This is a genomic window from Methylocaldum sp. RMAD-M, from assembly GCF_017832375.1.
GTDB lineage: Bacteria > Pseudomonadota > Gammaproteobacteria > Methylococcales > Methylococcaceae > Methylocaldum.
In genome coordinates this window covers 1-25,352 of record NZ_JAFIBZ010000019.1, presented here as the reverse complement: position 1 = coordinate 25,352, position 25,352 = coordinate 1, and the positions used below count along the sequence as shown (strand labels likewise).

General features: G+C 58.6%; 23 protein-coding genes. 14 read left to right on the top strand and 9 right to left on the bottom strand.

All coding sequences use genetic code 11. The features are described 5' to 3' along the window. Window positions 1-2 precede the first annotated feature (2 nt). From yidC to JOD69_RS16615, 4 genes are all read left to right on the top strand, one after another. On the top strand, window positions 3-1,640 hold the full coding sequence (gene yidC / locus JOD69_RS16630; RefSeq protein ID WP_086134438.1) for a membrane protein insertase YidC: 1,638 nt from the start codon (window positions 3-5) through the stop codon (window positions 1,638-1,640). Between the two features lie 124 nt (window positions 1,641-1,764). Continuing rightward, window positions 1,765-3,111: a tRNA uridine-5-carboxymethylaminomethyl(34) synthesis GTPase MnmE gene (mnmE, locus tag JOD69_RS16625; RefSeq protein ID WP_077728217.1), complete on the top strand. Its 1,347-nt coding sequence runs from the start codon at window positions 1,765-1,767 to the stop codon at window positions 3,109-3,111. 110 nt (window positions 3,112-3,221) lie between these two features. Further along, window positions 3,222-4,523 (top strand): MFS transporter, encoded by a 1,302-nt coding sequence (locus JOD69_RS16620; RefSeq protein WP_086134439.1) that lies wholly within the window; start codon window positions 3,222-3,224, stop codon window positions 4,521-4,523. A 124-nt stretch (window positions 4,524-4,647) separates the two neighbouring features. Then, window positions 4,648-7,680, top strand: a complete 3,033-nt coding sequence (locus tag JOD69_RS16615; protein WP_086134440.1) for an EAL domain-containing protein — start codon at window positions 4,648-4,650, stop codon at window positions 7,678-7,680. On the opposite strand, the gene JOD69_RS16610 is transcribed toward JOD69_RS16615, so the two are convergent. Next, complete coding sequence (locus JOD69_RS16610) at window positions 7,663-8,547, bottom strand: DMT family transporter (RefSeq protein ID WP_086134441.1); 885 nt, start codon at window positions 8,545-8,547, stop codon at window positions 7,663-7,665. The genes JOD69_RS16615 and JOD69_RS16610 overlap by 18 nt on opposite strands. Before the next feature lie 433 nt (window positions 8,548-8,980). Here JOD69_RS16610 and JOD69_RS16605 point away from each other — a divergent pair, with 433 nt between their 5' ends. Beyond that, on the top strand, window positions 8,981-9,310 hold the full coding sequence (locus tag JOD69_RS16605) for an RNA-binding protein (protein WP_086134442.1): 330 nt from the start codon (window positions 8,981-8,983) through the stop codon (window positions 9,308-9,310). 852 nt (window positions 9,311-10,162) lie between these two features. On the opposite strand, the gene JOD69_RS16600 is transcribed toward JOD69_RS16605, so the two are convergent. After that, complete coding sequence (locus JOD69_RS16600; protein WP_086134443.1) at window positions 10,163-10,822, bottom strand: hypothetical protein; 660 nt, start codon at window positions 10,820-10,822, stop codon at window positions 10,163-10,165. A gap of 164 nt (window positions 10,823-10,986) precedes the next feature. Here JOD69_RS16600 and JOD69_RS16595 point away from each other — a divergent pair, with 164 nt between their 5' ends. Then, a complete protein-coding gene (locus tag JOD69_RS16595; protein WP_086134444.1) occupies window positions 10,987-12,441 on the top strand; it encodes an amidohydrolase family protein in 1,455 nt (484 codons plus the stop codon). Between the two features lie 68 nt (window positions 12,442-12,509). Here JOD69_RS16595 and JOD69_RS16590 read toward each other — a convergent pair whose 3' ends face one another. From JOD69_RS16590 to JOD69_RS16580, 3 genes are all read right to left on the bottom strand, one after another. Next, the gene (locus JOD69_RS16590; protein WP_077728224.1) at window positions 12,510-12,653 is read right to left on the bottom strand and encodes a DUF3309 family protein; all 144 of its coding nucleotides are present in this window, start codon (window positions 12,651-12,653) and stop codon (window positions 12,510-12,512) included. Between the two features lie 84 nt (window positions 12,654-12,737). Beyond that, entirely contained in the window at window positions 12,738-13,112 is a 375-nt protein-coding gene (locus tag JOD69_RS16585) for a 3D domain-containing protein (protein WP_086134445.1), read from the bottom strand. 116 nt (window positions 13,113-13,228) lie between these two features. Continuing rightward, on the bottom strand, window positions 13,229-13,780 hold the full coding sequence (locus JOD69_RS16580; protein WP_086134446.1) for an rRNA large subunit pseudouridine synthase E: 552 nt from the start codon (window positions 13,778-13,780) through the stop codon (window positions 13,229-13,231). A 158-nt stretch (window positions 13,781-13,938) separates the two neighbouring features. On the opposite strand from JOD69_RS16580, the gene JOD69_RS16575 reads away from it, so the two are divergent. The 4 genes from JOD69_RS16575 to JOD69_RS16560 all read left to right on the top strand — a co-directional run bounded on the left by JOD69_RS16575 (window position 13,939) and on the right by JOD69_RS16560 (window position 18,532). Further along, window positions 13,939-14,775 carry an RNA methyltransferase gene (locus JOD69_RS16575; protein WP_086134447.1) on the top strand — a complete coding sequence of 279 codons (837 nt, stop codon included), beginning with the start codon at window positions 13,939-13,941 and terminating at the stop codon, window positions 14,773-14,775. A 35-nt stretch (window positions 14,776-14,810) separates the two neighbouring features. Then, complete coding sequence (locus JOD69_RS16570; RefSeq protein ID WP_086134458.1) at window positions 14,811-15,056, top strand: GDCCVxC domain-containing (seleno)protein; 246 nt, start codon at window positions 14,811-14,813, stop codon at window positions 15,054-15,056. Then, window positions 15,053-17,287, top strand: a complete 2,235-nt coding sequence (locus JOD69_RS16565) for an EAL domain-containing protein (protein WP_210024081.1) — start codon at window positions 15,053-15,055, stop codon at window positions 17,285-17,287. Before JOD69_RS16570 ends, JOD69_RS16565 begins: the two co-directional genes overlap by 4 nt. Before the next feature lie 168 nt (window positions 17,288-17,455). Beyond that, the gene (locus JOD69_RS16560; protein ID WP_168183836.1) at window positions 17,456-18,532 is read left to right on the top strand and encodes a cytochrome-c peroxidase; all 1,077 of its coding nucleotides are present in this window, start codon (window positions 17,456-17,458) and stop codon (window positions 18,530-18,532) included. A 257-nt stretch (window positions 18,533-18,789) separates the two neighbouring features. Here JOD69_RS16560 and JOD69_RS16555 read toward each other — a convergent pair whose 3' ends face one another. Genes JOD69_RS16555 through JOD69_RS16540 form a run of 4 tightly spaced genes read right to left on the bottom strand, consistent with a single transcriptional unit; the run spans window position 18,790 to window position 21,763 of the window. Beyond that, a complete protein-coding gene (locus JOD69_RS16555) occupies window positions 18,790-19,446 on the bottom strand; it encodes a c-type cytochrome (RefSeq protein WP_086134450.1) in 657 nt (218 codons plus the stop codon). 1 nt (window position 19,447) lies between these two features. Next, window positions 19,448-21,076 carry a b(o/a)3-type cytochrome-c oxidase subunit 1 gene (locus JOD69_RS16550; protein WP_086134451.1) on the bottom strand — a complete coding sequence of 543 codons (1,629 nt, stop codon included), beginning with the start codon at window positions 21,074-21,076 and terminating at the stop codon, window positions 19,448-19,450. A 4-nt stretch (window positions 21,077-21,080) separates the two neighbouring features. After that, window positions 21,081-21,602, bottom strand: a complete 522-nt coding sequence (locus tag JOD69_RS16545) for a cupredoxin domain-containing protein (RefSeq protein WP_086134452.1) — start codon at window positions 21,600-21,602, stop codon at window positions 21,081-21,083. A gap of 8 nt (window positions 21,603-21,610) precedes the next feature. Next, window positions 21,611-21,763: a hypothetical protein gene (locus JOD69_RS16540; protein WP_166642458.1), complete on the bottom strand. Its 153-nt coding sequence runs from the start codon at window positions 21,761-21,763 to the stop codon at window positions 21,611-21,613. A gap of 252 nt (window positions 21,764-22,015) precedes the next feature. Here JOD69_RS16540 and JOD69_RS16535 point away from each other — a divergent pair, with 252 nt between their 5' ends. The 4 genes from JOD69_RS16535 (at window position 22,016) to JOD69_RS16520 (ending at window position 24,908) form a co-directional block, all read left to right on the top strand. After that, the gene (locus JOD69_RS16535; RefSeq protein ID WP_086134453.1) at window positions 22,016-22,636 is read left to right on the top strand and encodes a TetR/AcrR family transcriptional regulator; all 621 of its coding nucleotides are present in this window, start codon (window positions 22,016-22,018) and stop codon (window positions 22,634-22,636) included. Between the two features lie 11 nt (window positions 22,637-22,647). After that, window positions 22,648-23,763, top strand: a complete 1,116-nt coding sequence (locus JOD69_RS16530) for a methyltransferase (protein ID WP_086134454.1) — start codon at window positions 22,648-22,650, stop codon at window positions 23,761-23,763. Between the two features lie 148 nt (window positions 23,764-23,911). Next, complete coding sequence (locus tag JOD69_RS16525; protein ID WP_210024080.1) at window positions 23,912-24,130, top strand: hypothetical protein; 219 nt, start codon at window positions 23,912-23,914, stop codon at window positions 24,128-24,130. 106 nt (window positions 24,131-24,236) lie between these two features. Next, window positions 24,237-24,908 (top strand): hypothetical protein, encoded by a 672-nt coding sequence (locus tag JOD69_RS16520; protein ID WP_086134455.1) that lies wholly within the window; start codon window positions 24,237-24,239, stop codon window positions 24,906-24,908. Window positions 24,909-25,352 lie beyond the last annotated feature (444 nt).

Here is a 25,352-nt window from a genome sequence, read left to right as displayed (position 1 = left end):
GAATGGATAATTTAAGGTTCGTTCTCTTCGTCTTCTTTATATTTCTCAGCTTCATGCTGTGGCAGCAATGGCAGCTGGATTACGGGCCTAAGCCCGAGCCCACGGCGCAATCCGGGTCGACTACGCCGGACGTCGCAGGTGACGTACCCGAGTCAGCTCGCGACGTCGACGACGTCGCCAAGACGCCTGAACTGTCCGCTGCTCCGGGCGTCGAGCGTCAGCGCGTCACCGTCACCACGGATGTCATACGAGCAGAGATCGACACCAAGGGCGGCGACCTGCGCATACTCGATCTGCTCGAGTATCTCCAGAGCAAGGACCAGCCCGACCAGCCAGTACGGCTGCTCAACGATGAGAACAACTTTTTCATCGCGCAGAGCGGATTCCTGGGAGAACAGGCCCTGTCGCCCACCCATCACAGCACATGGCAAGCTGAAGCCAATATCTACACGCTGGCGGAAGGCCAAGACACCCTCCGCATACCTTTCACGTGGACCAATGACAAAGGAATCAAGATTATCAAGACCTTGGTCTTCACCAAAGGCAGCTATCTGATCGAACTGGAGCAGCAGGTCAACAATCAATCCGGAGCCGAATGGAAAGGGCGTCAATACGTTCAGTTGCAGCGGAAGAATCCCGAAAGCAAGGATCAGGACGCTTTCGTCCGGACCTATACCGGCGGCGTACTATACACTCCGGAAGAAAAGTACGAAAAGATCACGTTCGACGACATGGCGGATTCGAACCTGAATCGGAAAGCCAAAGACGGCTGGATCGCCATGATTCAGCATTACTTCCTGGCGGCGTGGATTCCGCTGGCCGGCGAAGAGCATAGTTTTTACACCAAAGCCCTCTCCGACAATCATTTCGTCATCGGAACCTATTCGCCCATGCTCGAGGTCAAACCGGGCGAAGAGAAAGTCTTCAAGGCTAATTTGTTCGCCGGCCCCAAACTCCAGCGAGTGTTGGAGCAAACGGCACCGGGCCTGGACCTGACGGTGGATTACGGCGGGCTGACCATTGTCGCCAAACCCATTTTCTGGCTCCTGGAACAGTTCCACAAAATTTTCAACAATTGGGGATGGGCAATCGTGTTCGTCACCATCACGCTCAAGGCCCTGTTCTATAAGCTGTCGCAAGCCAGCTATCGCTCCATGGCCAGAATGCGGAAGCTCCAGCCGAAGCTTCAACAGCTGAAGGAGCGTCATGCCGACGACAAGCAGAAGTTCAACATGGCGATGATGGAGCTGTATCGGAAGGAAAAGGTCAACCCGCTGGGCGGCTGTTTGCCGATCCTGGTCCAGATCCCCGTGTTCATCGCCCTGTATTGGGTTCTCATCGAAAGCGTGGAAATGCGTCAGGCGCCGTTCGCCCTTTGGCTGAACGACCTGTCCGCCAAGGACCCCTATTTCATTCTTCCGCTGATCATGGGCGTCTCCATGTTCATCCAGCAGAAGCTCAATCCGCCACCGGCCGATCCGGTACAAGCCAAGGTGATGCAGTTCTTCCCGGTCATATTCACCGGCTTCTTCGCCTTTTTCCCGTCCGGACTCGTGCTCTACTGGGTGGTCAACAACATTCTGTCCATCCTCCAGCAGTGGCATATCACCCGGCAGATCGAAAGGAACGTACACGCCTAGCGCGATCTCTCGCGCGGCAGGGCTGGCTCCGCACCCCTGCCGCGCACCTTTCGCCTTGCGACGATGCGATACGCCGGCTTCTCTGCTTTGATCCGGAACGAATGCTTGTTCCGGAATCCACCCCATGAACACATTATCTCGCGACACCATAGGCGCCATTGCCACGCCTCCCGGCCGGGGCGGCATCGGCGTAATCCGCATCTCCGGCAACGCTGTCCCCACACTGATGCGCGCGCTGCTACGCAAAGAACTTGAGCCGCGCTACGCCCACTACGGTCATTTCTATGATTTGGATGGTTCGGTCCTCGATACCGGATTAGCCCTGTACTTTCCGTCACCCCATTCTTTTACTGGCGAAGACGTCCTCGAGTTGCACGCGCACGGCGGTCCGGTCGTCCTCGATTTGCTGCTACGTCGCGTCCTGGCCTCAGGCGTTCGGCTGGCGCGCCCGGGAGAATTCACCGAACGGGCGTTCCTCAACGACAGGATCGACCTTGCCCAGGCGGAGGCCATCGCCGATTTGATCGAAAGCACCACAGAGCAGGCCGCCCGGTCCGCGCAGCGCTCTCTCCAGGGCGAGTTCTCGATCCGCATCCACCAACTCGTCGAAGCCCTGATCGAACTGAGGCAGTACGTGGAAGCGTCGATCGACTTCGTCGACGAAGACATCGATTTCCTGTCCGAAGGCCGTATTGCCGAAAAGCTCGCAGACCTCTCGGCGACGCTCCGGCATATCCGCCATTCCGCCCAACAGGGCTGTCTATTGCGCGAAGGCATGACCGTTGTCATCGCCGGCCGCCCCAATGCCGGAAAATCCAGCCTACTCAACCGATTGGCGGGACGTGAAGCCGCCATCGTCACCGAAATCGCAGGTACCACCCGCGATACCTTGCGAGAACATATCCAGATCGACGGCATGCCCCTGCACGTGGTGGACACCGCCGGTCTGCGGGAGAGCGAGGATATTGTCGAACGCGAAGGCATAAGGCGGGCCCGAGACGAAATTCACAAGGCCGACCGGATATTGCTGTTGATCGATGATCGCACTCCGGAAGAAGGGGAAGCCCTGCTCCAGAGCCTGCCCGCAGACATCCCGCTCACCCGCGTCTACAACAAGATCGATCTCACCGGAAAACCGGCCGGTTTCATCGAAGAACGGAAAGGTCCCGCCGTGTATCTATCCGCCAAGACCGGCGAAGGCCTCGAACATCTTCGTAAACACCTCAAAGCCTCGATGGGCTACGACAGTGAGGCGAACGATGTTTTCATCGCCCGCCGCCGCCATCTCGATGCGCTAAGCCGTGCCGAAAGCCTCATCGAGAACGCCGAAACGCAACTCCAAATCCGCGCCGCCGAACTCCTCGCCGAAGACCTTCGCGAAGCTCAAAACGCCTTATCGGAAATCACCGGCGAATTCACGAACGAAGACCTTTTAGGCCGGATTTTCGCCAGTTTTTGCATTGGCAAGTAGCGGGGCCGTCGAGTTCGCGCTCCGAACCTCCGGAAGGCGTTCCGCTCGCCCACCGCGGCGCAAGCTCGACCCCAGCCATCCAAGCGCGCTGACAACTTTCTCCGGAATACATGTCATTATCCACGACCAAAACGTCCGCACTCCGCCATCGCAATTTCGTGCTTTACCTGTGCGCCCGATTTCTCGGCGCCGTTGCGGTGCAAATGCAAAGCGTGGCCGTGGGTTGGCAAGTCTACGCGCTTACCGGCGACGCGCTCGATCTCGGACTTGTAGGGCTCGCCCAGTTCGCGCCTTTCGTGCCGCTCGTGCTGATAGCCGGCCAACTGGCGGACCGCTTCGACCGGCGCCGCATCATCATGCTCTGTTATGCCGTGGAAATGCTATGCGGCCTATTGCTGATCGGGTTCACCCTAACTGGCCTAAAGGTCGTGTGGCCGGTATTTGCCGTCATGGCGCTCTACGGATCGGCGCGGGCGTTCATGATGCCGTCCAGCCAGGCGATCGTAATCAATCTGGTCCCCGCCGAAAGCTTCAGCAATGCCGTAGCGCTCAGTTCATCGAGCTTTCAACTGGCGGTGATTGCGGGTCCGGCACTCGGCGGCGTCCTATATCTTGCGGGGCCCATGACTGTCTACACGACGGTGTCGGTGCTGCTCGGACTCTCGGCAATCCTGATTCTGTCGATGCGCAGCCTTCCCTGGCGGACCAACGGCCGCGAACCCATGAGCTGGCATACCGTTCTGGACGGCTTGCACTTCGTACGTTCGCGGCCCACCGTATTCGGCGCCATTTCGCTCGATTTGTTCGCCGTTCTGTTCGGCGGCGCCACGGCGCTACTGCCGGCCTATGCCAGCGATATTCTGCACGTAGGCCCGACCGGGTTGGGCCTGCTTCGCACCGCACCCGGAGCCGGCGCCGCCCTGACTGCCATGTTGCTCGCCTTCGCGCCCATCTCCCGACACGTCGGACGCTGGATGTTCGGCGGCGTCGCTGTGTTCGGGGCGGCTATCATCGTGCTAGGCCTGTCGACGAGTTTTCCCTTGTCGCTCACCGCGCTTTTCTTGCTGGGCGCCGGTGACATGGTCAGCGTTTACATCCGCCACATGCTGGTCCAGCTCGAAACGCCCGACGCGATTCGCGGGCGAGTGAGCGCCGTCAATTCCGTCTTCATCGGCGCTTCGAACGAACTGGGCGAATTCGAATCCGGCCTGACCGCCGCTTGGTTCGGCCTCACTCCCGCCATTATCGTCGGGGGAGCGGTCACACTGGCCGTCGCCATAGTTTGGATGTACGGCTTTCCCGATTTGCGCACAATGGATCGTTTCCCGCACCGCATCGTCGAAACACCGTCTTCCGACAAGAGGAACAGCATTAAACCGAAACGCCGTTCCGGTAAACGACGACACCCCTGAGTCCCCGGCAAGTCCAAATCTGGTTTCCGGGCGAAACGAGCTTTCATTTATCGCGGGTTATGTTTAAAGTCTTCGGCCGATAACTCCGCCTCGCGGCTCGTTTAGCATCTGACATTCAAAAACGATGGCATCCGTCTCCCGACCCAAGCTTACGAGCGGGCGGCTCACTTATCCGCTCAGCTTGGTCATTTTCGCCGCGTCCTATTTTCTGACGGCGAAATCCGCTCTGTTGCTGGCGACAGTCCACGTCAAAGTCACTCCCATCTGGCCTCCGACCGGCCTCGCCCTGGCCGTGTGTCTCGCCTTCGGCCGACGCTGGTGGCCTGGCGTTTTTCTCGGCGCCCTGGCAGTCAATCTCACGACCGGTGCGTGGCTTTCCGCATTCCCCATCGCCGTCGGCAACACGCTCGAGGCCGTCGCCGGAGCCGCATGGATCGCCCGCGCCGTGCCCTCGGACCGGATATTTTGTACGGTTCGGAACGTATTTCGCTTTTTGACGTTCGGCGTGCTGGCTGCTCCTCTTATCAGCGCCGGCATCGGAAGCTTGAGCGTGATGCTGTTGGAACCAAATGCATCCCGCCCGATTTGCGATCTATGGTGGACCTGGTGGCTGGGCAATGCCAGCGGAGCGCTTGTGGTGGCCCCGCTTTTTCTGGCGTTGGCCGCGCGCTCTAAGCTTGAAGCTTTAAGCTTGGAACAGGCACTCCATACAGTGCTGACAGTATTGACCGGGCTTTATGCCTTCGGCGGATGGCTGCACCCGGATACCGCTCACTATCCGTTGGTCTTTCTCACCATTCCCACTCTCATTTGGGCGGCTTTCCGCTTCGGCCCGCTTGCCATCGCTTCGACCTTGGCCCTCAACGTTCTGATCGCGGCGGCGAGCACGGCGAACGGAATCGGGCCATTTTCCCAGTACCCGACGAACGCCTCTTTTCTGCTGCTCGACGCCTTCATACTCATCGTCGGCGGCACCACGTACGTCATGTCGGCGTTGGTGGCCGAGCAAAAGTCCACGCAGTCCATGCTGCGCAACCGCGGAGAGCTTCTCGAGCAACGGGTCGTGGAATCGACGCGGCAGCTCGAGCAAGAGCGCGAACATCTGGAGAGCATTCTGATCAACATGCGGGATGCCGTGTGGAGCGTCTCTCCGGATGGCGAAAAAGTGCTGTTCGTCAACAAAGTCGTCGAAAATATTTACGGCCATAAACCGGAGGAATTCTATGCCGATCCGGAACTCTGGCTGAATGTTGTCCACCCGGACGACCGCCCGTTCGTTCATGCCGGATTCGCCGATCTCCTCCAAGGCGCCAACTTCGATGCCGTGTACCGGATCGTTCGCGCCGACGGAGAGATCCGTTGGGTCCACGATATGGGTTATCCCGTTACCGATGCGGCCGGAGAACGCACTCGCCTTGACGGCATCACCCGCGACATAACCGCGGAAAAACGGATCGAAACCGAGCTCCGTCTCGCCCAAGCGGCATTCGAAAATACCACCGAAGGGATCGTCATTACCGATGCCGAAACTCGAATCGTTGCCGTTAACCGAGCGTTTACCGCGATTACCGGCTATCCCGAATCCGATTTGCTCGGCAAGACGCCGCGTCTTTGGCAGTCCAAGCGACACAACGGCGCTGTTTACAAAGAGCTTTGGGCCGCGATCCGGACAACCGGGCAGTGGCGCGGCGAGCTCTGGAACCGGCGCAAGAACGGCGAAATCTTTCCTGCCCTCGAGAACGTCAGCGCGATTCGCGATCGGGACGGCCAGATTCTGAACTATGTCGCCGTGGTTTCGGATATCAGCGGCGTCAAGCAATTCGAGAAGCAATTGTTCCAACTCGCGCACCACGATGTCCTCACCCAATTGCCCAACCGCCTGCTGTTCACGGATCGGGTGGATCACGCCTTATCCCACGCCCATCGCGAAGGACATCGGGTGGCCGTCCTATTCATAGACCTGGACCGTTTCAAGAACATCAACGACAGCCTGGGCCATGCCGTGGGTGATCAGTTGCTGTGCGAGATTGCGTCGCGACTCACTTCCGCCGTCCACGAGAACGATACCGTAGCCAGACTGGGGGGCGACGAATTCGCCATCGCCCAGGAGCACATCAAGACCCCGGCGTGCGCGGCGATACTCGCCGAAGTGCTGGTCAACGCGCTCAGCGAGCCGGTCCGTGTCGACGAACACGATTTGTTCATCACCCCCAGCATCGGCATCAGCATTTATCCGGACGATGCGAAAGGTACCGACGACCTGATTCGGCATGCCGATGCGGCGATGTATCACGCCAAGCGGCTGGGACGGAATCGCTTCCAGTTCTACAGCAAATCGCTGACCCAGGAGGTCCTGGAAAAAGTGCGGCTGGAAACCCAATTACGCCAGGCGCTCAAACGGGGCGAGCTTGAAGTCTTTTATCAACCCCAAATCAATTTGCTCGACGGCACCGTATCGGGAGCCGAAGCGCTAGTACGGTGGCGCCATCCGGAAATCGGTCTGGTATCGCCCACCAAATTCATCCCGCTCGCCGAGGAAAGCGGAATCATCTGCCAAATCGGCGAATTCGTGCTTCGCGAAGCGTGCCGCCAGGCCAAGAGCTGGCTCGATCACGGGTTTTCCTTCCAGCAAATCGCCGTCAATGTCTCCAGTCAGCAATTACACGATTCGGATCTGGTCGAACTCGTCTCCCACACACTCGCGGAAACCGGCCTCGACGCGCGATATCTGGAGGTCGAGATTACCGAAACCGTCGTCATGCAGCAGACCGAGAAAACGCTGCGCATTCTCGAAGACTTGCGCACACTCGGCGTGAATCTTGCGGTCGACGATTTCGGCACCGGCTATTCCAGCCTGGGTTATCTGAAACAATTGCCCGTGCATCGCCTGAAGATCGACCAATCCTTCGTCATGGATGTGCCGCACGAGAATAACGATGCGATCATTCGGGCGATTGCGGCAATGGCTCGCTCGCTCCGCCTGGAGTTGATCGCAGAGGGTGTGGAAACGGCGGCGCAACACGCGTTTCTCGCCGCAGAAGGGTGTCAACTGGGCCAGGGTTATTTATTCGGCAAGTCGGTTCCGTCTTCCGAGTTCAGTTTCGCCCCCCGCCCGGTGCCCGCCAACGCAGTCGACCTCTCATTTCTCGGCACGTGAACGGACGGCCGAGAACGGCAGGAAGACTCCGCAAAGCAAGACCAGCGTGCAACCGGCCAGGGCTTTCTGATCGGGGATCTTCGCGAACAGCAACACGCCCCAAATCACGCTCATAACCGGACCGATGTAGCCCACGGAGCTGACCAAGGCGGCCGGGGCCATTTGATAGGCTCGCGTCATGTACAACTGGGCACCGCTGCCGGAAATCCCCGCGAGCATCACCCAGCCCCAAGCATTCTGCGTGGACGGCCAAAGGACGCCATAAATTCCGAAATAAACCAGATGAATCGCCACGGCGACCAGGCAGAAATAGAAAACCACGGCCTGCGGCGGATTACTCCGGCCGGCGCGGGCAACCATCAAGTACGCCAGAGCGGCCAGAAATCCGGACCCCAGCGCCATAGCCCGCCCGAGAAAGTCCGAAGGGCCGAGCCTCGGCTGAAATAGCAGAAAAAGGCCTGCGAGCGAGCCGAATATGGCCAGCCAGACGGACAGCGGGTTTCGCTGCGATAAAACGGCGTGCCCCAACAGAGCCACGAACACGCCGCTGCTCGCCGACAAAAACGCGCTCTCGCCGGGCCCGATCCGCTGAATAGCCGCGAACGAGAGCATCAGCGAGACCGCACCGAATAGACCGCGCAACCACAGCGAAGCCCGCCGGTCGCCGAATAAGGCCCATCCCTGCTTGAACCACAGCGCCGGCGCCACGAGGATGACGAGATTCACCGTCACCCGAATGAAACTAACCATAGGCGCAGCAACCGGAGGGACGGTTAGGGCCGCGCCGTACACACCTACTCCCATCACCGAAAACAGGAAAGCGGCAATGACCATGTAGGCCAGTCCGCGCATTCGTCCTTGCCACATACGGCCGCCTTCCGCGCAACAGGCGGTTCGATGGGGATGGTTGGAAATCAAGAGTGGATCTGTTTTATGAAGAGTTTTGAGGGCTTGGGCGAATGTTTCCCGATAACGGGACGGATTGCAAATCCACCATCGTCGTCCGGATTTTCCCTCGGATCGAATCAAATCATAACCGGCACAGACATACTTTTGCCCGATGCGGGATTCGTAGAAATAACCATAGGCAAAGCCATATCCTCATGCTAGAGTTCGGGAACCTGACACGTTCCTTCAGCGGCATTTGGTAATTCCTTCCTGGATCCGGCGTCGTTCTCGCTCTGTTCCCGAAGTCCTCGCCTCATACCTCAAGAAGTAACTCGTAGGTTTGTCCTCGGCCTTGGAGGCCGGTTTTGTTTGTTGATGTTCCGGCGCGTGTCGGAGCGGGAGTTATTTTCAAATGAAGAATATTTATGTAGGCAACTTATCATTCCAGACCACGGAAGACGAGCTTCGTGGGCTGTTCTCCCAGTATGGCGAGGTTCAATCGGTTAATCTGATCACCGATCGCTTTACCGGACAATCCAAGGGCTTCGGCTTTGTCGTGATGGACAGCCGGGGGGGGCAGGAAGCTATCGATAAATTAAATCAGACCGAATTCGGCGGCCGTTCCATTACCGTCAATGAAGCGCGTCCCCGCGAAAACAACCGTGGCGGTTCTACTCAACGTCGCGGCGGTGGTGGTGGCGGTGGCGGTGGTGGCTTCGGCGGTCAGCGTCGCGGTTACTAACCGGTAGCCGAGAAACATCTTCAAGAGCAGGTTGTTTCGATGCGGCCTGCTCTGCAACGCTGGCCCGAACTGCTTTCTGCCGACCGCTAAAACGGTTCAGAAACAGTTTCGGGCTTGCGTACCATTGTTTTCGCTTGTCGGTCGCCCTAGGCCATCAAGCAAATATCGAAGCTTGACCGTACCAAGCCTTTTGCGGCTTACCACGCAGGCCGAGCAGCGTCGGTCGACTGTCGGATCGAAAAAACAATCCCCGCGGACCAGCGGCCTTCGGCTCCGGCGCGGGATACGGTGGACCGGCAGTTATAGTTGTCTCAGGAACCCAACAATAGGCGACATCTCAGTCGCATCGGCGTTTTATGGAAAACCAGCGCGCTTCCGACGAGACAGCCATAGGGGGAACATCCCTGTTCAGGGTCGACATCCGCTGTCACTAAGAAATAAGTTTGGTCCGCTGAAGAATTCCGGATCAGAATGCCCCGATTCCCTTCGAAACATCCCGAGTCCGTTCGGAACATCCCTTTCCTACTGCGATATCCTTAAGTCCGTTCGCGTTCCAAATCCTGCACGGAATATCCTTATTCCGTTCGGAACATCCTGTTCCTCGCGACATCCCTAAGTCCCTTCGCAACATCCTAATCCCTACCGGAACGTCCACTGTTCCGGACCTGAAACCGAAACCCTGCGCTCCCGGTTTCAGGTGGCTTCATTAAACCCGCATATAGCCCCAAGACAAATACGTACGCCTTCGTATGTACGAAAGCTTGACATGAGTCGGAGCAAGAAACGGAATTCCGAAGACGTTTTTTGCGTCGCTTCGCTCCGGAAATGCCCTAAAAACCCGTGACTCCGGCCTCATATCGTCTGCGGCTTTTTTCCGGGCGTTGCTTCAAGAGCCCGCAGTTGGTCTTCCAGCTGCTGTAGTTCCTGTTGAAGCCTGGGCAACAAATCCTTCTTGATGGACTCTTCGGTAGCAGCCTGCGCTCTTTGTATCTCGCCCAATAACCGTGCCCATTCGTCCCGCAGCTTTTGTGCCTCCTCCGATTCCGGCACCCGCCGCATATCGGACTCGAAGCGCTCCACCTGCTCGCGAAGAATACCAAGCCCCTCGGTGAAGCTGCGCAAGATTTCCCCCAGAGGAAAAAGCGGCGTCTGTCTGACAGAACCCCGAACCGTGGCACCATCCGCCAAAGGCGCGTCACCCGCGTTCCCCGCCTGAATTTCGACACGACGCCGTTCGGAATTATCAGGGTCTTCGTCCACTACGAAACGGGCGCTCTGAGTGACCTCCGCAGCAAACCCGGGCTCGATGGCGAGCTTTGCCACGTAACCGCTTTGCCCTGTTGCTTCCACGTCCGTGACCCTGCCCACGCTCTGGTTCCGAATGACAACAGCGTCTCCCGGCTGCAAACCGCCCGGCGCGTCGAGCTGTAACTTCAATTCAAGCTCGTCGCGGCTGCAGCCGAATAGCAGCAGAATCAACGCGACGATAGCGAGGGTGAATCTGATGGGCATGAAAGTGTCTCCCGGACGTTATGGATCTTCGACTTGTCTCTGCATGATAAAGCAAAGCTTAGGGCGAACGGCAGAAATCGCCTTCAGGTGAAACAAAGCATTTTGATCGCAAGTCTCATAAATAGATTTCGAAACGGTGAATTGAATCGAGCAAGGAGAACCTCATGGCGCCTATCGATCCGGAGGGTAGACGTTTGCCCGTCAAACTGGATACCGCCACTAATGGCGAATACCTGCCGATGCCGCTGACCGAACCGGTATTCATGGCGAAGCGATTAGCGCACGACCAGGTTTCGACGGTGTCGCGGCGGCTCGGCATGAGCCGACGGACATTTCTTAAATCGGTGTCGGGCGCAGCGACGACGCTGCTGGCCATGAACCAGGCGTTCGCCGCTTTCGGCCGAACCGGAGGACGATACGAAATTCCGGTAGAAGCGGCTTACGAACCGGAGCTGGCCCAAGCGGCTTTGGGCGGAAAGGAGTTCATCTTTGACATTCAGGGACACCACGTGAATCCCAAGGGGCCGTGGCGAAGACCGACCAATCGCTGGACGTATAGCCTCCGGTTCTTTCCGCAATCCGATTGCGGCGACGGCGCCATCGAGTGCTTCTCGGCGGAGCATTTCATCCGCGAAGTATTCCTGGACAGCGACACCACCATGGCGGTCCTCTCGGCCGTTCCGGCAGCCCCGGGCGACGATCCCTTGACCATAGAAGACGCCGCCGCCACGCGGGCCACGGTGGACGCCCTGAAAGGCTCACACCGGCTGCTGATCCACGGTTTGGTCCGTCCCAACCTGCCGGGCGAAATCGATGCGATGTCCATGCAAAAGGAAAAATACGGCGTCGCCGCCTGGAAAACCTATACCCAGTGGGGACCCTCGGGAAAAGGGTATTGGCTGGACGATCCCAACGTCGGGATTCCCTTCATCGAAAAAGCGCGCAGTCTGGGCGTGAAAGTGATTTGCATACACAAAGGGCTTCCCCTGTTCGGCCTCGACTATACGCATTCCACCTGCCGCGACATCGGCGTGGTGGCCAAACGCTTTCCGGACGTCGCCTTTATCGTCTATCACTCCGGCTACGAGCCGAAACGCAAGGAAGGGCGCTACGATCCCAATAACGCTTCGGCAGGTGTGGATTCGCTCATCAAGAGCGTCCAGGACAACGGCATTCCGCCGAACAGCAATGTTTACGCGGAACTCGGCAGCACCTGGAAGCTGCTGATGCGAGACCCCGGCCAGGCCGCCCATGTGCTCGGCAAGCTGTTCAAATACGTGGGCGAAAACAACGTGCTGTGGGGAACCGATTCGATCTGGTACGGCAGCCCCCAAGACCAGATTCAGGCTTTCCGTGCGTTCCAGATCGGCGAACCCCTTAGAGAACGCCACGGCTATCCGGAGATTACTGCGGAATTGCGGACCAAAGTGTTCGGCTTGAATGCCGCCAAGCCCTACGGCATCTCGACGGAGGAAATAAAAAGGCGCACCGCTTCCGACCGCGTCGCCGGCATCAAGCAAGTGTACCTGGAACACCCAGAGCCCAGTTTCGCCAGCTACGGACCGAAGACGAGGCGGGAGTTTTTCGACCTGCTGCGGCTCAGGGGAGGACCGTTGTGAGCCGCAGTTTAGAGTCTCGCTCGGCCGAAGCCCGATTCAAGTACCGCTTTTCGCCGAAGGTCCGATGATTACAACAAAATCATCAATACGATGATGATCAGAATGATGCCCACGATGCCGCTCGGGTAATAACCCCATCCTCTACTGTACGGCCACGTGGGAAGGAGCCCGAAAATCAGCAGGATCAGAACAATCAGTAGAATCGTTTCCATCGAAAATCTCCATATAGAAACATCCCTTAAGTTCCACGGCAAAAGCCGAAGGTCGGATTCGTTTGCGTGGATCGGTATCGGAGCCTACCACGAGATTCTGACTTTTCTCTCGCCCCAAGCTACCGCTTTCCCCAACTTCTTGCCCATGTGAATATCGATTCGCCGTTCCCATCTGTCGTGCATACGGTCCAGCACGACGAATTCACCCATGCCATGGACTTTAACCTTCGTTCCGCAATTGAGCCCCATCTCGAAAAGATCGCGTGAGACAGCAATGACGTTGCGTTTGGATTCAATGGGTTTGTTGCAGGCGCCGATATGAGGTGTGCTGTCGGTTTGCTCAACGACGGAATTGTACGCGGTGGCAGTTACAGTCATGGATTTCGCTTGCAGCGGATCGGCCAGCCATAGCACTATTACAAGCAGCAAAGCGCCAAATGATGCGCGCTTCGTATCCATACCGTTGATCTTCCATTGAATCCTTCAGGCCCGTTTCCGGAGCCATAATCTTGTAGACATTTGTTCGTCTTTCGGGTTCACCTCGCCGATCGGGAAGATCGAAGCGAGGTCTGTGTTCATCGGGGCGGTTCAGCCTCGCGCCATTCTCCCGGCTTGAGGTCGCCCAGCGTCCAAGGCCCGATTGCCCAGCGAATGAGACGCAAAGTGGGAAATCCAACCGCCGCGGTCATGCGCCGTACCTGACGATTGCGTCCTTCCCGCAAAGTCAGTTCGATCCACGAAGTCGGAATGGCGGCACGATAGCGAATCGGAGGATCGCGCGGCCAAAGACCCGGAGGCTCCTCCATGACGCGCGCCTTGGCCGGCCGAGTCGGACCGTCCTTCAACAGCACCCCGCGCCGCAGCCGCTCCAACGCCGCCTGGTCCGGAACCCCTTCCACCTGCGCCCAATAAACCTTAGGCAACTTATGACGCGGATCGGCGATGCGCGCCTGCAAGCGGCCGTCGTCGGTCAGCAGGAGAAGTCCTTCGCTGTCCCGGTCCAGCCGACCGGCGGGGTACACGTTCTTGAGCGGAATGTAATCGGCGAGCGTCGCGCGGTCGTGAGCGCGGTCGGTAAACTGAGACAGAACGTCGTAGGGCTTATTGAAAAGTATCAGGCGGGACACGGGTCTTGGCTCACCGCGGACGGTGCGGAATGGGTAGAATGGAAAACCGTAGAAACTACTATGCAATTCCTTCCGTGTCCAAACCGAAAACGCCGCGTCCCTCGGACCGCTCACCCCGCCAAGTACGCACGCCTAAACGCCCGCAGCCGGAGAAACCGATGGCCCACCCGCCCGAGCGGACGATCAGAATCGCCGGGCTGCCCGCGGTTACCGCGTTATTCAAGCGCGATCCCGACCGGGTGCTGCGGTTTTTTTATGAAGAGCACATGGTGCCCCTGGTCGGCGAGTTCTGCGCCTATATGGCACGCGTCCGTCGTCCCTACCGCATGGTCGACACCGAGGAGTTGGCGCGCATCGCCGGCACCATGCTGCACGGCGGTATCGTCGCGGTTGCCGAGCCGCGCCCGATTCCGCCCTTGGATCTCGGGGAAGCCCATCAGTGGGCTCAAAGCGGGCAGCCCCTGTTCATCCTGGACGGCGTCAGCAATTCTCATAATCTCGGCGCCATCGCCCGCACGCTGGCTTTTTTCGGATTTCAGAATCTGGTGATTTCCGATCACCCGGCTCAAGCCGGACTCTCCGAATCGGCCTATCGGGTGGCAGAGGGCGGGCTCGAATACCTGCAAATCCGCAAGGCCACGTCTTTGCCCGAGGCACTGAAGCGCTTGAGACGCGATTACCGCGTCGTGGGCACGGCCCTGGGGCGCGGCGTTTCCATGGAAACGCTGACGCAAGACCCGCGCCCCGCTGCCGTCGTTCTCGGCAACGAGGAAGATGGGCTACCGACGGCGACGCTGGCGGCTTGCGAAGCCGTCGTGACCCTGCCGGGCTCCGGCCAGGTACAATCCCTCAACGTGTCGGCGACTGCGGCGATCCTGGCTTACGCGTTGCGTCCGCGATCCGACGCCATGCGGCCCACGCGTCGCCCGAACCCTCCACGTGGAAAATCGAGAGGCGCCGGCACTCCGAAAAGCCGCCCGAGAAAATCGGCTTGATTCGCCCGGTCGGCGGTTTCCAGCGGAAAAAACTTATGACAACGCCACCGAAAACCTTATCGATCATCACCTGCCCGGCGTGCGGATTTTCGCGGGAGGAACAAATGCCCGTCGATGCCTGCCAGTGGTTCTACGAATGCGCCGGCTGCGGACGGATGCTGAGGCCCAAGCAGGGGGATTGCTGCGTCTTCTGCTCCTACGGCAGCGTACCGTGCCCGCCGGTACAAACCCACGATCCGGATTGTTGCTCCAAGGCGAACCATCATGTCGACGATAGTTGACTAAAGTTAATCAATTTAAACCGTCCTTTGCCTTGAACAATATCCACTCCGATATTCCGGTCAGGCCCCGTCTGTTCAGCTACGGGCTCGTGGCCTTGCTTCTCGTCGCCGGCTACCTCGCGTTGCGCGGCCATTCGTGGACCGGCTCGGCGCATCTGCACACCATTATGGAAACGGTCGCGACGCTGCTGGCGTTCGTCGTCGGAGCCATGGCCCTGGTCCGCTACTACAGCCGCAAGAGCAATACCTTTCTGGTTATCGGCACCGGTTTCCTCGGCACCGGCCTCCTCGACGGGCACCACGCCCTGGTGACCTCGGAGTGGCTGAGTCAGCGCTTGCCCTCGGCGTTATCGTCGTTGATACCGTGGAGCTGGATGGCATCCCGTTTCTTTCTGTCTGCGGCGCTGCTGTTGAGCGGGTGGATTTGGCGCCGCGAGGCGAAACTCGGCACAGCCGGCCGATTCGACGAAAAAACCGTTTATTCGACGGCTGCCGGGGCCGCGTTGCTGAGTTTTCTTTTCTTCGCGTTCGTACCGCTCCCGCCGTCTCATCATTTTGTGTTGTTGAGTCCGTTTTTTCGCCCTCAGGAATTCTTTCCGGCAATCCTCTTTCTGCTCGCCTTGATCGGTTATCTGAGAAAAGGCCGATGGAAGACCGACAGTTTCGAGCATTGGATGATACTGTCGTTGATCGTGAGCTTCGAATCCCAAGCCGTCTTCATGCCCTTGTCGAGTGGCCTGTTCGACCTCGAATTCAATCTGGCCCATGTGCTCAAATGCGCCAGCTACGTTTGTGTACTGACCGGTCTTATGATCAACATGTATTCCACCTATCGGCAGGCGGAAAACGAAGTCGAGATTCGCATGGCGGCCGAAGCCAAGGCCGAGCGACTGGCGCTCTTCGATGAGCTTACCGGGCTGGAGAATCGCCGCTCCGTCCAGGTTCGGATCGAGCAAGCATTGGCCGCGTCGAGAAGGCACGGCTGGCACGGCGCGCTGCTCTTCCTGGATCTCGACAACTTCAAGAACATCAATGACTCGCTGGGCCATTCGGCGGGAGACACGCTATTGCAGCAGATAGCCCATCGCCTGGTCTCGCTGGTTCGCAGCGAGGACACCGTAGCGCGGTACGGCGGCGACGAGTTCGTGATATTGCTCTGCGAGCTGGCGGATAGACCCGAGAACGCCCGTGACAAGTGCTGGAAAATAGCCGAGAAAGTGCTTGCCTCGCTGGAGGAGCCTTATCGGCTGGGGGATCATTCTTATCATGTGACCTCGAGCATAGGCATCGCCCTTTTTCCCGATGCGGACGGGAACGGCGAAGATCTGCTCAAGCATGCGGACATGGCGATGTACCGATCGAAGCACGATGGCCGAAACGCCATCCGGTTCTACAATCCGCAGATGCACAAAAACGCCCAACAAAGACTGGCGCTCGAGCAGGAGCTCCGAGATGCAATCGACAGGCTCGAATTGCGCCTGCACTTCCAGCCGCAATTCGATTTGCACAGCGGCCGGCCTTCGGGCGCGGAAGTGCTGATGCGCTGGCTGCATCCGGAAAGGGGGCTCATCGGCCCATCGGACTTGATTTCCCTCGCCGAGGAATCCCGCCTGATACTGCCCATCGGCGAGTGGATCATCGGGCAAACGGCCGCATATCTGCGCTGCTGGGAACAAAGCGGCCTGCTCGCCGACATCCGCACCGTGTCGGTCAATCTCAGCCCGGTGCAGTTCCGCCATCCGCAGCTCGTGGAATCGATCCTGCGGATACTGGCCCAGCAGGGCGTCGATCCTCGCCTGATCGCGCTCGAACTGACCGAGAATGTCGTCATGGAGGATCTCAAAGGCTCGCTGAAGAGGATGCGGCAGCTGAAAGACGCGGGTGTGCGTTTATCCTTGGACGATTTCGGGACCGGATATTCCTCGCTCGCCTATCTCAAACAACTGCCGCTCGACGAACTGAAAATCGACCGCAGCTTCATCCGCAGCATCGGGCACAATCAACAAGATGCCGCCGTCGTGGAAGCCATAGTCAACCTGGCTCAGCACCTCGATTTGGATGCCGTGGCCGAAGGCATCGAAACCGCGGACCAATTGGCGTTCTTGCAGCGCATCTATTGCAGGTTCGGCCAAGGATACTATCTCCAAAAACCCATCGATGCCGGCGAATTCGAGGCGTTTCTCGGCCGGGATCCGGAACCGTACGCCGCACGCCACACTCGAATCCCATAGTCGGGCAGCCGGTCCGCCAGCCGTACGCTCGGACTCGTCCGACGGCCGTTTCTAGGATTCTCTAATCTTGCAGTTGATAAATCGCATTTGAGCGGCTGAAATGCGATCCGATAATCACTCGCCAGGGCTTGCCGGTTCTGGTACTCGGTTTTCACGAGGAGAGGAAAGGTGAAAAGACTAATCTTGTGCTTGCCGCTTATGGTGGTGGGAAACGCATGGGCAGCCGAGGAGCTTATGCAAAGGGCGCAGGCCCTGTTCAAACCCATTCCCACCGAACCGCCGCCCATCCGGAACACTGTCGTTACGCCGGAAAGGATCGAGTTGGGCAAGATGCTCTACTTCGATCCGCGTCTTTCGAGGAGTTGGATGATCAGCTGCAATAGCTGCCACAACCTGGCGCTGGGCGGCGTCGATCTCGAGCAGACTTCGATCGGACACGGATGGCAGAAAGGGCCCCGCAATGCACCCACGGTGCTGAATTCCGTGTTCAATATCGCCCAGTTCTGGGACGGGCGGGCGGCCGATCTTCAAACGCAAGCCAAGGGTCCCTTGCAGGCCAGCGTGGAGATGAACAATACCCCCGAGCGGCTCGAAAAAACCCTGAACACCATCCCCGGCTATGTCGAACGCTTCAAGCAAGCTTTCCCGAACGAACCCAACCCGGTGAGCTTCGATAATCTGGCAAAGGCCATCGAGGCCTTCGAAGCGACCCTGATTACCCCGAATTCCAAGTTCGACCGCTATCTCAAAGGCGACGACAAAGCGCTCAACGATGCGGAAAAACAAGGCCTGGCGCTGTTCATGGACAAGGGCTGCTCGAACTGCCACAACGGCATCAACATCGGCGGCAACGGCTATTTTCCTTTCGGCGTCGTGGAAAAACCCGGTGCGGAAATCCTGCCGCTGAAGGACAAGGGACGATTCACCGTCACCAATACCGCCAGCGACGAATACGTCTTCAAAGTGCCCTCATTGAGGAATATCGTGCTGACGCCTCCTTATTTCCACTCCGGCCAGGTGTGGGATCTCCGGCAGGCCGTGGCCATCATGGGCACGGCGCAACTGGGCGCCAAGCTGACCGATCCGGAAATCGACTCGGTCACCACCTTTTTGAGAACCTTGACCGGTGATCAACCCAAAATCGAATTGACCCACCTGCCGCCTCACACCAAAGACACGCCATTGCCGATCGTGGAAGTCACGCCGGAAGGTACGGTAAAACCCGAGGGCACCAAAACGCATTAGCCATGTAGAAGGATGAGCCTTTCCGAGCGGCGTCGAAGAGGCGTTATTCCAAGTCGCTTTCAATCTGGAATTCATGTTTGTAGGGTGGGTTAGGCCGCGAGGCCATAACCCACCGAGCGACCTTCAATCGGTGGATTACGCTCCGCTAAATCCACCCTACGATGAATGTCCACACGCATGCCGAATGGAATTAGCCGTTCCCGGCAGACCGGCTAACGCTTATTCCGGTTACGCGAAAAAATGAGAGGGAAAATCGATCAGCGTTCCAAACCCGCGTAATACTTCGCCAACTGCCGGATCTCCTCGTCGTTGAGCTGCTGCACGATCAGGCGCATGCGCCGGTAGATATCGTTGCGTCGCGCCTCGGATTTGTACGCCAGCATCGTTTGTTCGAGATAGGCGGCCTTTTGGGCGGCAAGGACCGGCGTATCCATGGTCTGGCCTTGCCCGGCGGAACCGTGACAGACGGCGCAGGGCGCTACGATGCGCGTTCCGTCGCCGCGGTCGACGAGTTTGCGGATCGTGTCCGGAACCTCATCTGCCTTCTTTGCGGGAGGCAGGGACTGGCGGCTGTACCAGGCCGAGACGTCCGCCATGTCCTGATCCGACAGGCCGGCGCTTATGCCCACCATGATCTCGTTCGAGCGGCTGCCGCTCTTGTAATCGTGAAGCTGCTTATAGAGATAGGTCGCCGATTGCCCTTGAAGATACGGGAATTCGCTTTCGGCGTTTTCCGGCGTCGCGGCATGGCAGGCTTCGCAGCTTTCCGCGATATCCTTACCTCTCTCGGCATCGCCATTCCTGACGAACCGCAGGGTTTCCGGGGTCCACGCCACTTGCGTCGAAGGCTCCGCCGAGATCTGACCGTTCGCCGCAGCGAGCACGATCCATGCGAGAACATAGCCCTTTTTCATGTCAGTACCCCCACGCGACCGAGCCAAAGGTTTTGATCAGGAAAAATTGGGCGATCGGATAGCCGAAGTTCACCAGCATGAGCACCGCTATCGCGATATTCCACACTCTGAAACCGTTCAACAGCGGATGCACCCGGGTCACCGGGTCCAGCGATTCCGCGTATTCGATTTCGTCCGCCTGAATCGGTGCCGTTTCCGGCTGTCGGTACGATTTCGCGAGGATATAGACGAACAGCACGGCCGAAAACGTCAGCACGGTTCCCCCGACGACCATGGTCAATATATAGGGATCCCACGCGAAGGTGAGGGGACTGTTGTAGGTCACGGTCGAAATGCGGCGCGGCTGGCCGAGCAACCCGAGAATATGCCAGGCCGTCGTCAGAATGACGAACCCCCAAAACCACGACCACAGTTGCACGAGAGGCAGCGTGGACGAAACAAGCGGCTTGCCGGTCACGTGAGGCCAAAGGTAATAGGCCGTGGCCATGTACATGATGATGGTGGTCCCGCCGAAGATCAGATGGAAATGCCCGGCCACCCAAGCCGTATTGTGGACCATGGCGTTCATCGCATAACTTGCGTTGACCAGGCCGCCGAAACCGCCCAGGACCAGCATCGCAGCCGCCAGAATGCCCGCGAGCACCATGGAGTTGCGCCAGGGCAAGGCCCCGATCCAGCCGAACAAGCCCGTGCCTCCCTTGGATCGGCCGGCCATTTCCAGCGAGGCGGTCACCGTGAAGGCGGTAAGCAAGGTCGGCACGGCCACGAGAAAGGTCAGCGCACCGTGAGACAGCTTGAAGCCGGCACTTTGTTCGGGGTCCATATAAAGATGGTGAAAACCGATCGGCAGACTGAGCACCAAGAGCATGACGAAAGCCGCACGTCCCAGTTCGTGGCTGAACAGTTTCCCGCCCGCCGCCTTGGGAACGAAGCTGTAAAGCGCGATATAGGCCGGAATCAGCCAGAAATAGACGATAGGATGCAGGGTCCAGGCGAACAGCGTTCTCGCTAGCCCGGCATCCACCGTATCCTTCAATCCCAAGGACCAGGGAACAAGCTGGAACAAAACCTCCGCCGCCACGCCCGCGCTGGTCCAAAGCCACAGAATCGCGTTGGCGGTAGTAGCGAACATCGGCAAGGGCACCGGCTCGCCCGGATGAGCCGCCTTCCATTGCCTGTGCATGGCGATCATGATCACGCACCAGAACCAGGAGCCCACCACCAGCAGCGTTGCGCCGATGTAAAACAGCGCATGGGCCTGCACCGGCGGATAAAAGGTGTAGAGCACCGATGCCCGACCCAGCAGCAACGGGATCGCGGCCAATCCCGTCCCGACCGTGCTGATCCAGAAACCGATCCAGGCCCATTTCAGATTCCATAGCGGCATCTTCAGGCTGGACACGGCCGTGACGTAGCCGAACCCCATGATGAAAAAGGTGGTCAGCACATAAGCCATCAACACCCCGTGCGTGCTGACGGAAGCGAAGTACACGCCGGGCGACTGCAGTGCCGGGATCAGGTCGCTGCGCTCCAGCACCTGATAGAACCCCATAACCGCCGCCAAAGCGAAGGCACCGAAAGCGACCGCGAAATGGCTCAGCGCGAGTTTTCTGATTTCGATTGCGAGCATACGCTTATCTCCTTACCGGTTGCGCATTGGGTGCCGCGGGCCAGCTTTCCTTGGCCACTACGGTCACCTTGCTCCACATGTGATCGTGCCCGAGCCCGCAGTATTCGTTGCAGAGCATGGGATATTCGCCGGGCTTGGGAAAGGTCGTGGTGATCTCGGAGACGTAGCCCGGCACAACCATCGTGCCCATGTTGGTCATCGGGATATGGATGCCGTGCAGGACGTCGGCGCTGGCGATGCGGAACGTCACTTGGGTTCCGGCGGGAAGCTGGATCTCGCGGGGATAGAACCCGTAGCGGGCGGCGACCAGAGTCACTTTGATCGTGCCGTCGGGTTGGGTCCAAACGCCCAGTTTATCCTCGGCGAATTCCTCGCTCAGATGGAGACTGGCGGAATCGATGGTTTCGATGTGACTGGGTGGATGGATGTTTCGTGCGATGGCGGTGTAGAAAATGGCCAGCAGAAGGATGCCGATGACCGCCAGAACGACATAAATCCATCTTCTCTCGAGCGGGTGGATGTGCATGGCTCACCTCACTGCACGCCGCCGCGCGGCAGAAAAACGCCGAAGTAAAGGAAAAGCCAGGCGATCACCATTCCGGCGACGATCAGGCAAAGCAGTGTCCAAGTGCCGATCGGCGTGAATTTCGAGGGATCAAAACGTTCTTCTTCATTTTTGATATCCATATTTGTCCCCTTGACAAATTAGCCGTGCCTCAACAGTCGTGGAGTGTGCCCCGCCTGATGGCCGAACGCAAGCATTAATCCGTTATGATTTGGCGGCAACGCAACAAGTTTTGCCGAATACGCGATAGAGCTAATAGCCCTGCGCGCCGAGCCATGAATCAATCAAAGGACGCGTTTTGATTGGCGAAACCGCTATCGATGGCAACAGGCGGATGCTACTCTGCTTTCCGTCATCCGCTATAGGAGAAGTCCATGGCTGTCGCCGCCGAACAAGCTCCAGCCCCCGTCCGGTCCCGGCTGCTCAGGGCGGCTCTCGAATGCTTTCTCGCCGACGAATACCACAAGGTCACGACCCGACGGATTGCCGAAAAGGCCGACGCCAATATTTCGATGATCCGTTACTACTTCGGCAGCAAGGAAGGTCTGTACGAGGAGATGATCCGGGATACGTTGAGCCCGTTGCTGGATGTGCTGGACGGCCCGATGCTGTCGTCGGTGAAAGGCTTTACGGATTTCCTCCGTCTCTACTACGACACGATGTCCAAACGGCCTGAATTTCCCAGGCTGATCCTGAAAGTGCTGGCGCTGAACCAAGGCCCGGGCCGACGCTTCATTCAGCAATTGCTGGAACGGGGACGCACACGCGGCGCGCGGACCGTGGCCGACTTGAAAAGCCATGGACAGATCGCCCCATCGGTAGACCCCGACATCCTGAGAATGACATTCGTCAGCCTGGCCATGATGCCGATGCTGCTGAAAGACATCTTCGAGGAACAGATGGGGCATGCGATGGATGCAGCGTTCATCGAAACCCTGGCCGAGTTCAACGGCCGACTCTTTACAGGGGGCCTGGCACCGGCCCCGCACGAATAGCTGGAGCCGCGATGCCATTACAAAAAACTACCGGAGCCGTTCGGCTGTTTTCCCGATTGATGAAATTCGCCGGCTGGCTCCAGACCATCCCGGACAAGCTGACGCCGCCGCCGTTTCGCCTAATGCAGATCGGCTCGGCTTTCTGGCAATCGCGGGCGCTTTACGTCGCCGCCCGACTCGACATCGCGACGGTGCTGGGAGACCAACAGCTCACGGCCGAAAAGATCGCCGCGCAGGTCTCCGCGCAGCCCGATGGCGTCCACCGGCTGCTTCGGATGCTCGCTGCCATCGGTGTTTTCCAGGAAGTGTCGCCACGTGTGTTCGGTAATAACCGCGTTTCCGCCTATCTGCGGAAGGACCACCCGAAAAGCGTGCGCGCGATGATTCTGATGCACAACTCGGAGGAGATGAGTCGCCCCTGGTATGAACAATTGGAAAACGGCGTCAAGAGAGGGGAAGTTCCTTTCGGGCTCGCTCATGGGCAGGACCTGTTTGCTTATATGGACAGCCACCCCGAATTCGACGCACTGTTCTCGCGGGCGATGGACAGCGTTGAAGCCTTGACCGGAGACAGCTTCGCCCGCGACTTCGATTGGGGACGTTTCGAGCGCGTGATTGATGTCGGCGGATCGAGGGGCAGTAAGTCCCTTGCCATTCTGAAACGGCATCCGCATCTGAAAGCCGTGGTGGTCGATCGCGCTCAGGTTATCCGGGATGCCGAACGATATTGGATTGGACGCGAAGCTCCGGAGCTGCTCGCCCGCCTGAGCTTTCAGGCCGGCGATCTACTCGAAGCGGTCCCGACGGCGACGAGCGACAAGGACATCTACCTGCTCAGCGCCGTACTGCACGGCTTCGACGACGAGACCTGCGCCAAAGCTCTCACCAATCTTGCCGGCGCTTGCGCCGGAACGGACGCCCGCATCGCCCTGATGGAGCTGGTCATGGCCGAATTGCGGGCCGACCTTGCCGGCGCTGCTCTCGACATGCAAATGTTCATGGCCACCCGAGGAAGAGAGAGGACTCTCGATGAATGGCGGAGTCTGTTCGACCGGTGCGGGATGATGCTGGAAGAAGTGGTGAACCTTCGATCGTTTGCGAAGATACTCGTTCTACAGCCGAGATAACGAGATTTGCCGGTGACCTGAACTCGAATCGCCGGTAAATTCCGCCTTCACATTTTGCCGCCGAGACGCATGAGCATTCCGCAGAGATGCCCGAGTACAATAATCCTAGAAACGGCAGTTGACCGCTTCGATGCATTAGAGAAATCTAATGAATCGTAAGTGTCCGACCTTGTACCGATTTCACCGCTTGGGTGAAGCCGCTACGCACCCGATTGCACGGCGGGCCGGCCACCTGGCGGCGTTGCTCCTTCTTGCGGGAGACCACCCCGCGGCGGCGTCGCGCCCCTTCGACGGGGCTCAGGACAGGCTTGCCAGCCGACCTGCCCGCCGCACACTCGAGCACGTCCAACGGCCGTTTCTAGGATAATCCCGAAAAGACACGAGCTATTCATCTCGAAAACGCATAAGAAAACCGTGATCCTAAACCCGTCACAAACGGTCGCTTCAGCCACACCGCTTCTTGGGGGCAGACCGTGAACATCCTGAAGAGAATCGTCTTATTCGCACTGGCCTTTTCAGCTCTTCCGGCATATGCGGACTGGAGCGCGGAAGACGAATACGCGTGCAGTGATAATGTGGCCGGCAAATTCAAGTATTACGCCCTGGCCCTGTCCTGGTCGCCGGAATTCTGCCGTTCCCATCCCGGCCTCCGGCACGAGCCGCAGTGCCGGGAAAACCGTCGATTTATTGTCCATGGGCTTTGGCCTCAGTGTGAAAACGATGCTCCGCGCGAATGCCGAAACGGCGGACGCCCGGATCGGGTCGATAAACGCAGGATTCACGCCTTCATGCCGTCGGACTATCTGATCCGTCACGAATGGAGGGCCCACGGAACCTGCACCGCGCTGTCCCGCAGCGGCTATTTCGAGCTGACCGAAGCGCTTTACCGAAAACTGAATTTGCCCGGCCTCGCCGAAACCGCCGAAGCGGAGGAGATCGAGCGGCTGTTCATGGAAAAGAATCCAGGGCTCGATGACGACGAAATCGTGCTGTCCTGCGGTGCGAACGGCCAAAGGAGCAGCGCCCAGACCCTCGACGAAGTCATCGTTTGTTTCGACCGCGACACCCACGCCTTTACCCGCTGCGAGAGCATCCGCGACACCTGCCGGACGCAGAAAAGCGTCACGATCACCGGAGCGCGTTGAACGCGGAGAAGCGAACCGCAGCCCCGTTCGGCCCCATGCGTGCGCCATGCGGGGCGAAAATGGACAGCCCTCTGAATCCGCTACACTGAGCACTTCGATCTTACAAACCCGCCGCTAATACGCAATCAGGCGTAGGCCGGGATAAGCCCGTCCTGAGCGAAGTCGAAGGGGCGGCAGCCGTTCCCGGCGAACAGGTGCAAATTAGCATGGCAGGTCGGGAATCCCTTCCCGACAATCAGGGATGCGTCGGCAAAGGATTGCGGACCTACGACTAAGCTGTTTAGTACTACAGCCGCATTTATTTAGGTCTAACAAGCATGGTAATCACTGAGGAGACTGCCATGCAAGACTCGATACGACAGTGGGACGCGGAGCTGACCGCACTGCATGCGCGGATTGGCTCGCGTTTTCGGCGGGCGGAACCGCGGCAACGCGCGTTGGGGT

What these genes read in the sequence shown, in the direction of transcription:
- mnmE (WP_077728217.1), top strand. Translation starts at nt 1,765, where the DNA reads ATGAACACATTATCTCGCGACACCATAGGCGCCATTGCCACGCCTCCC.
- JOD69_RS16575 (WP_086134447.1), top strand. Translation starts at nt 13,939, where the DNA reads ATGGCCCACCCGCCCGAGCGGACGATCAGAATCGCCGGGCTGCCCGCG.
- JOD69_RS16545 (WP_086134452.1), bottom strand. Translation starts at nt 21,602, where the DNA reads ATGCACATCCACCCGCTCGAGAGAAGATGGATTTATGTCGTTCTGGCG.
- JOD69_RS16615 (WP_086134440.1), top strand. Translation starts at nt 4,648, where the DNA reads ATGGCATCCGTCTCCCGACCCAAGCTTACGAGCGGGCGGCTCACTTAT.
- JOD69_RS16600 (WP_086134443.1), bottom strand. Translation starts at nt 10,822, where the DNA reads ATGCCCATCAGATTCACCCTCGCTATCGTCGCGTTGATTCTGCTGCTA.
- JOD69_RS16595 (WP_086134444.1), top strand. Translation starts at nt 10,987, where the DNA reads ATGGCGCCTATCGATCCGGAGGGTAGACGTTTGCCCGTCAAACTGGAT.
- JOD69_RS16530 (WP_086134454.1), top strand. Translation starts at nt 22,648, where the DNA reads ATGCCATTACAAAAAACTACCGGAGCCGTTCGGCTGTTTTCCCGATTG.
- JOD69_RS16570 (WP_086134458.1), top strand. Translation starts at nt 14,811, where the DNA reads ATGACAACGCCACCGAAAACCTTATCGATCATCACCTGCCCGGCGTGC.
- JOD69_RS16535 (WP_086134453.1), top strand. Translation starts at nt 22,016, where the DNA reads ATGGCTGTCGCCGCCGAACAAGCTCCAGCCCCCGTCCGGTCCCGGCTG.
- JOD69_RS16605 (WP_086134442.1), top strand. Translation starts at nt 8,981, where the DNA reads ATGAAGAATATTTATGTAGGCAACTTATCATTCCAGACCACGGAAGAC.
- JOD69_RS16555 (WP_086134450.1), bottom strand. Translation starts at nt 19,446, where the DNA reads ATGAAAAAGGGCTATGTTCTCGCATGGATCGTGCTCGCTGCGGCGAAC.
- JOD69_RS16550 (WP_086134451.1), bottom strand. Translation starts at nt 21,076, where the DNA reads ATGCTCGCAATCGAAATCAGAAAACTCGCGCTGAGCCATTTCGCGGTC.
- JOD69_RS16620 (WP_086134439.1), top strand. Translation starts at nt 3,222, where the DNA reads ATGTCATTATCCACGACCAAAACGTCCGCACTCCGCCATCGCAATTTC.
- JOD69_RS16540 (WP_166642458.1), bottom strand. Translation starts at nt 21,763, where the DNA reads ATGGATATCAAAAATGAAGAAGAACGTTTTGATCCCTCGAAATTCACG.
- JOD69_RS16610 (WP_086134441.1), bottom strand. Translation starts at nt 8,547, where the DNA reads ATGTGGCAAGGACGAATGCGCGGACTGGCCTACATGGTCATTGCCGCT.
- yidC (WP_086134438.1), top strand. Translation starts at nt 3, where the DNA reads ATGGATAATTTAAGGTTCGTTCTCTTCGTCTTCTTTATATTTCTCAGC.
- JOD69_RS16585 (WP_086134445.1), bottom strand. Translation starts at nt 13,112, where the DNA reads ATGGATACGAAGCGCGCATCATTTGGCGCTTTGCTGCTTGTAATAGTG.
- JOD69_RS16525 (WP_210024080.1), top strand. Translation starts at nt 23,912, where the DNA reads ATGAATCGTAAGTGTCCGACCTTGTACCGATTTCACCGCTTGGGTGAA.
- JOD69_RS16590 (WP_077728224.1), bottom strand. Translation starts at nt 12,653, where the DNA reads ATGGAAACGATTCTACTGATTGTTCTGATCCTGCTGATTTTCGGGCTC.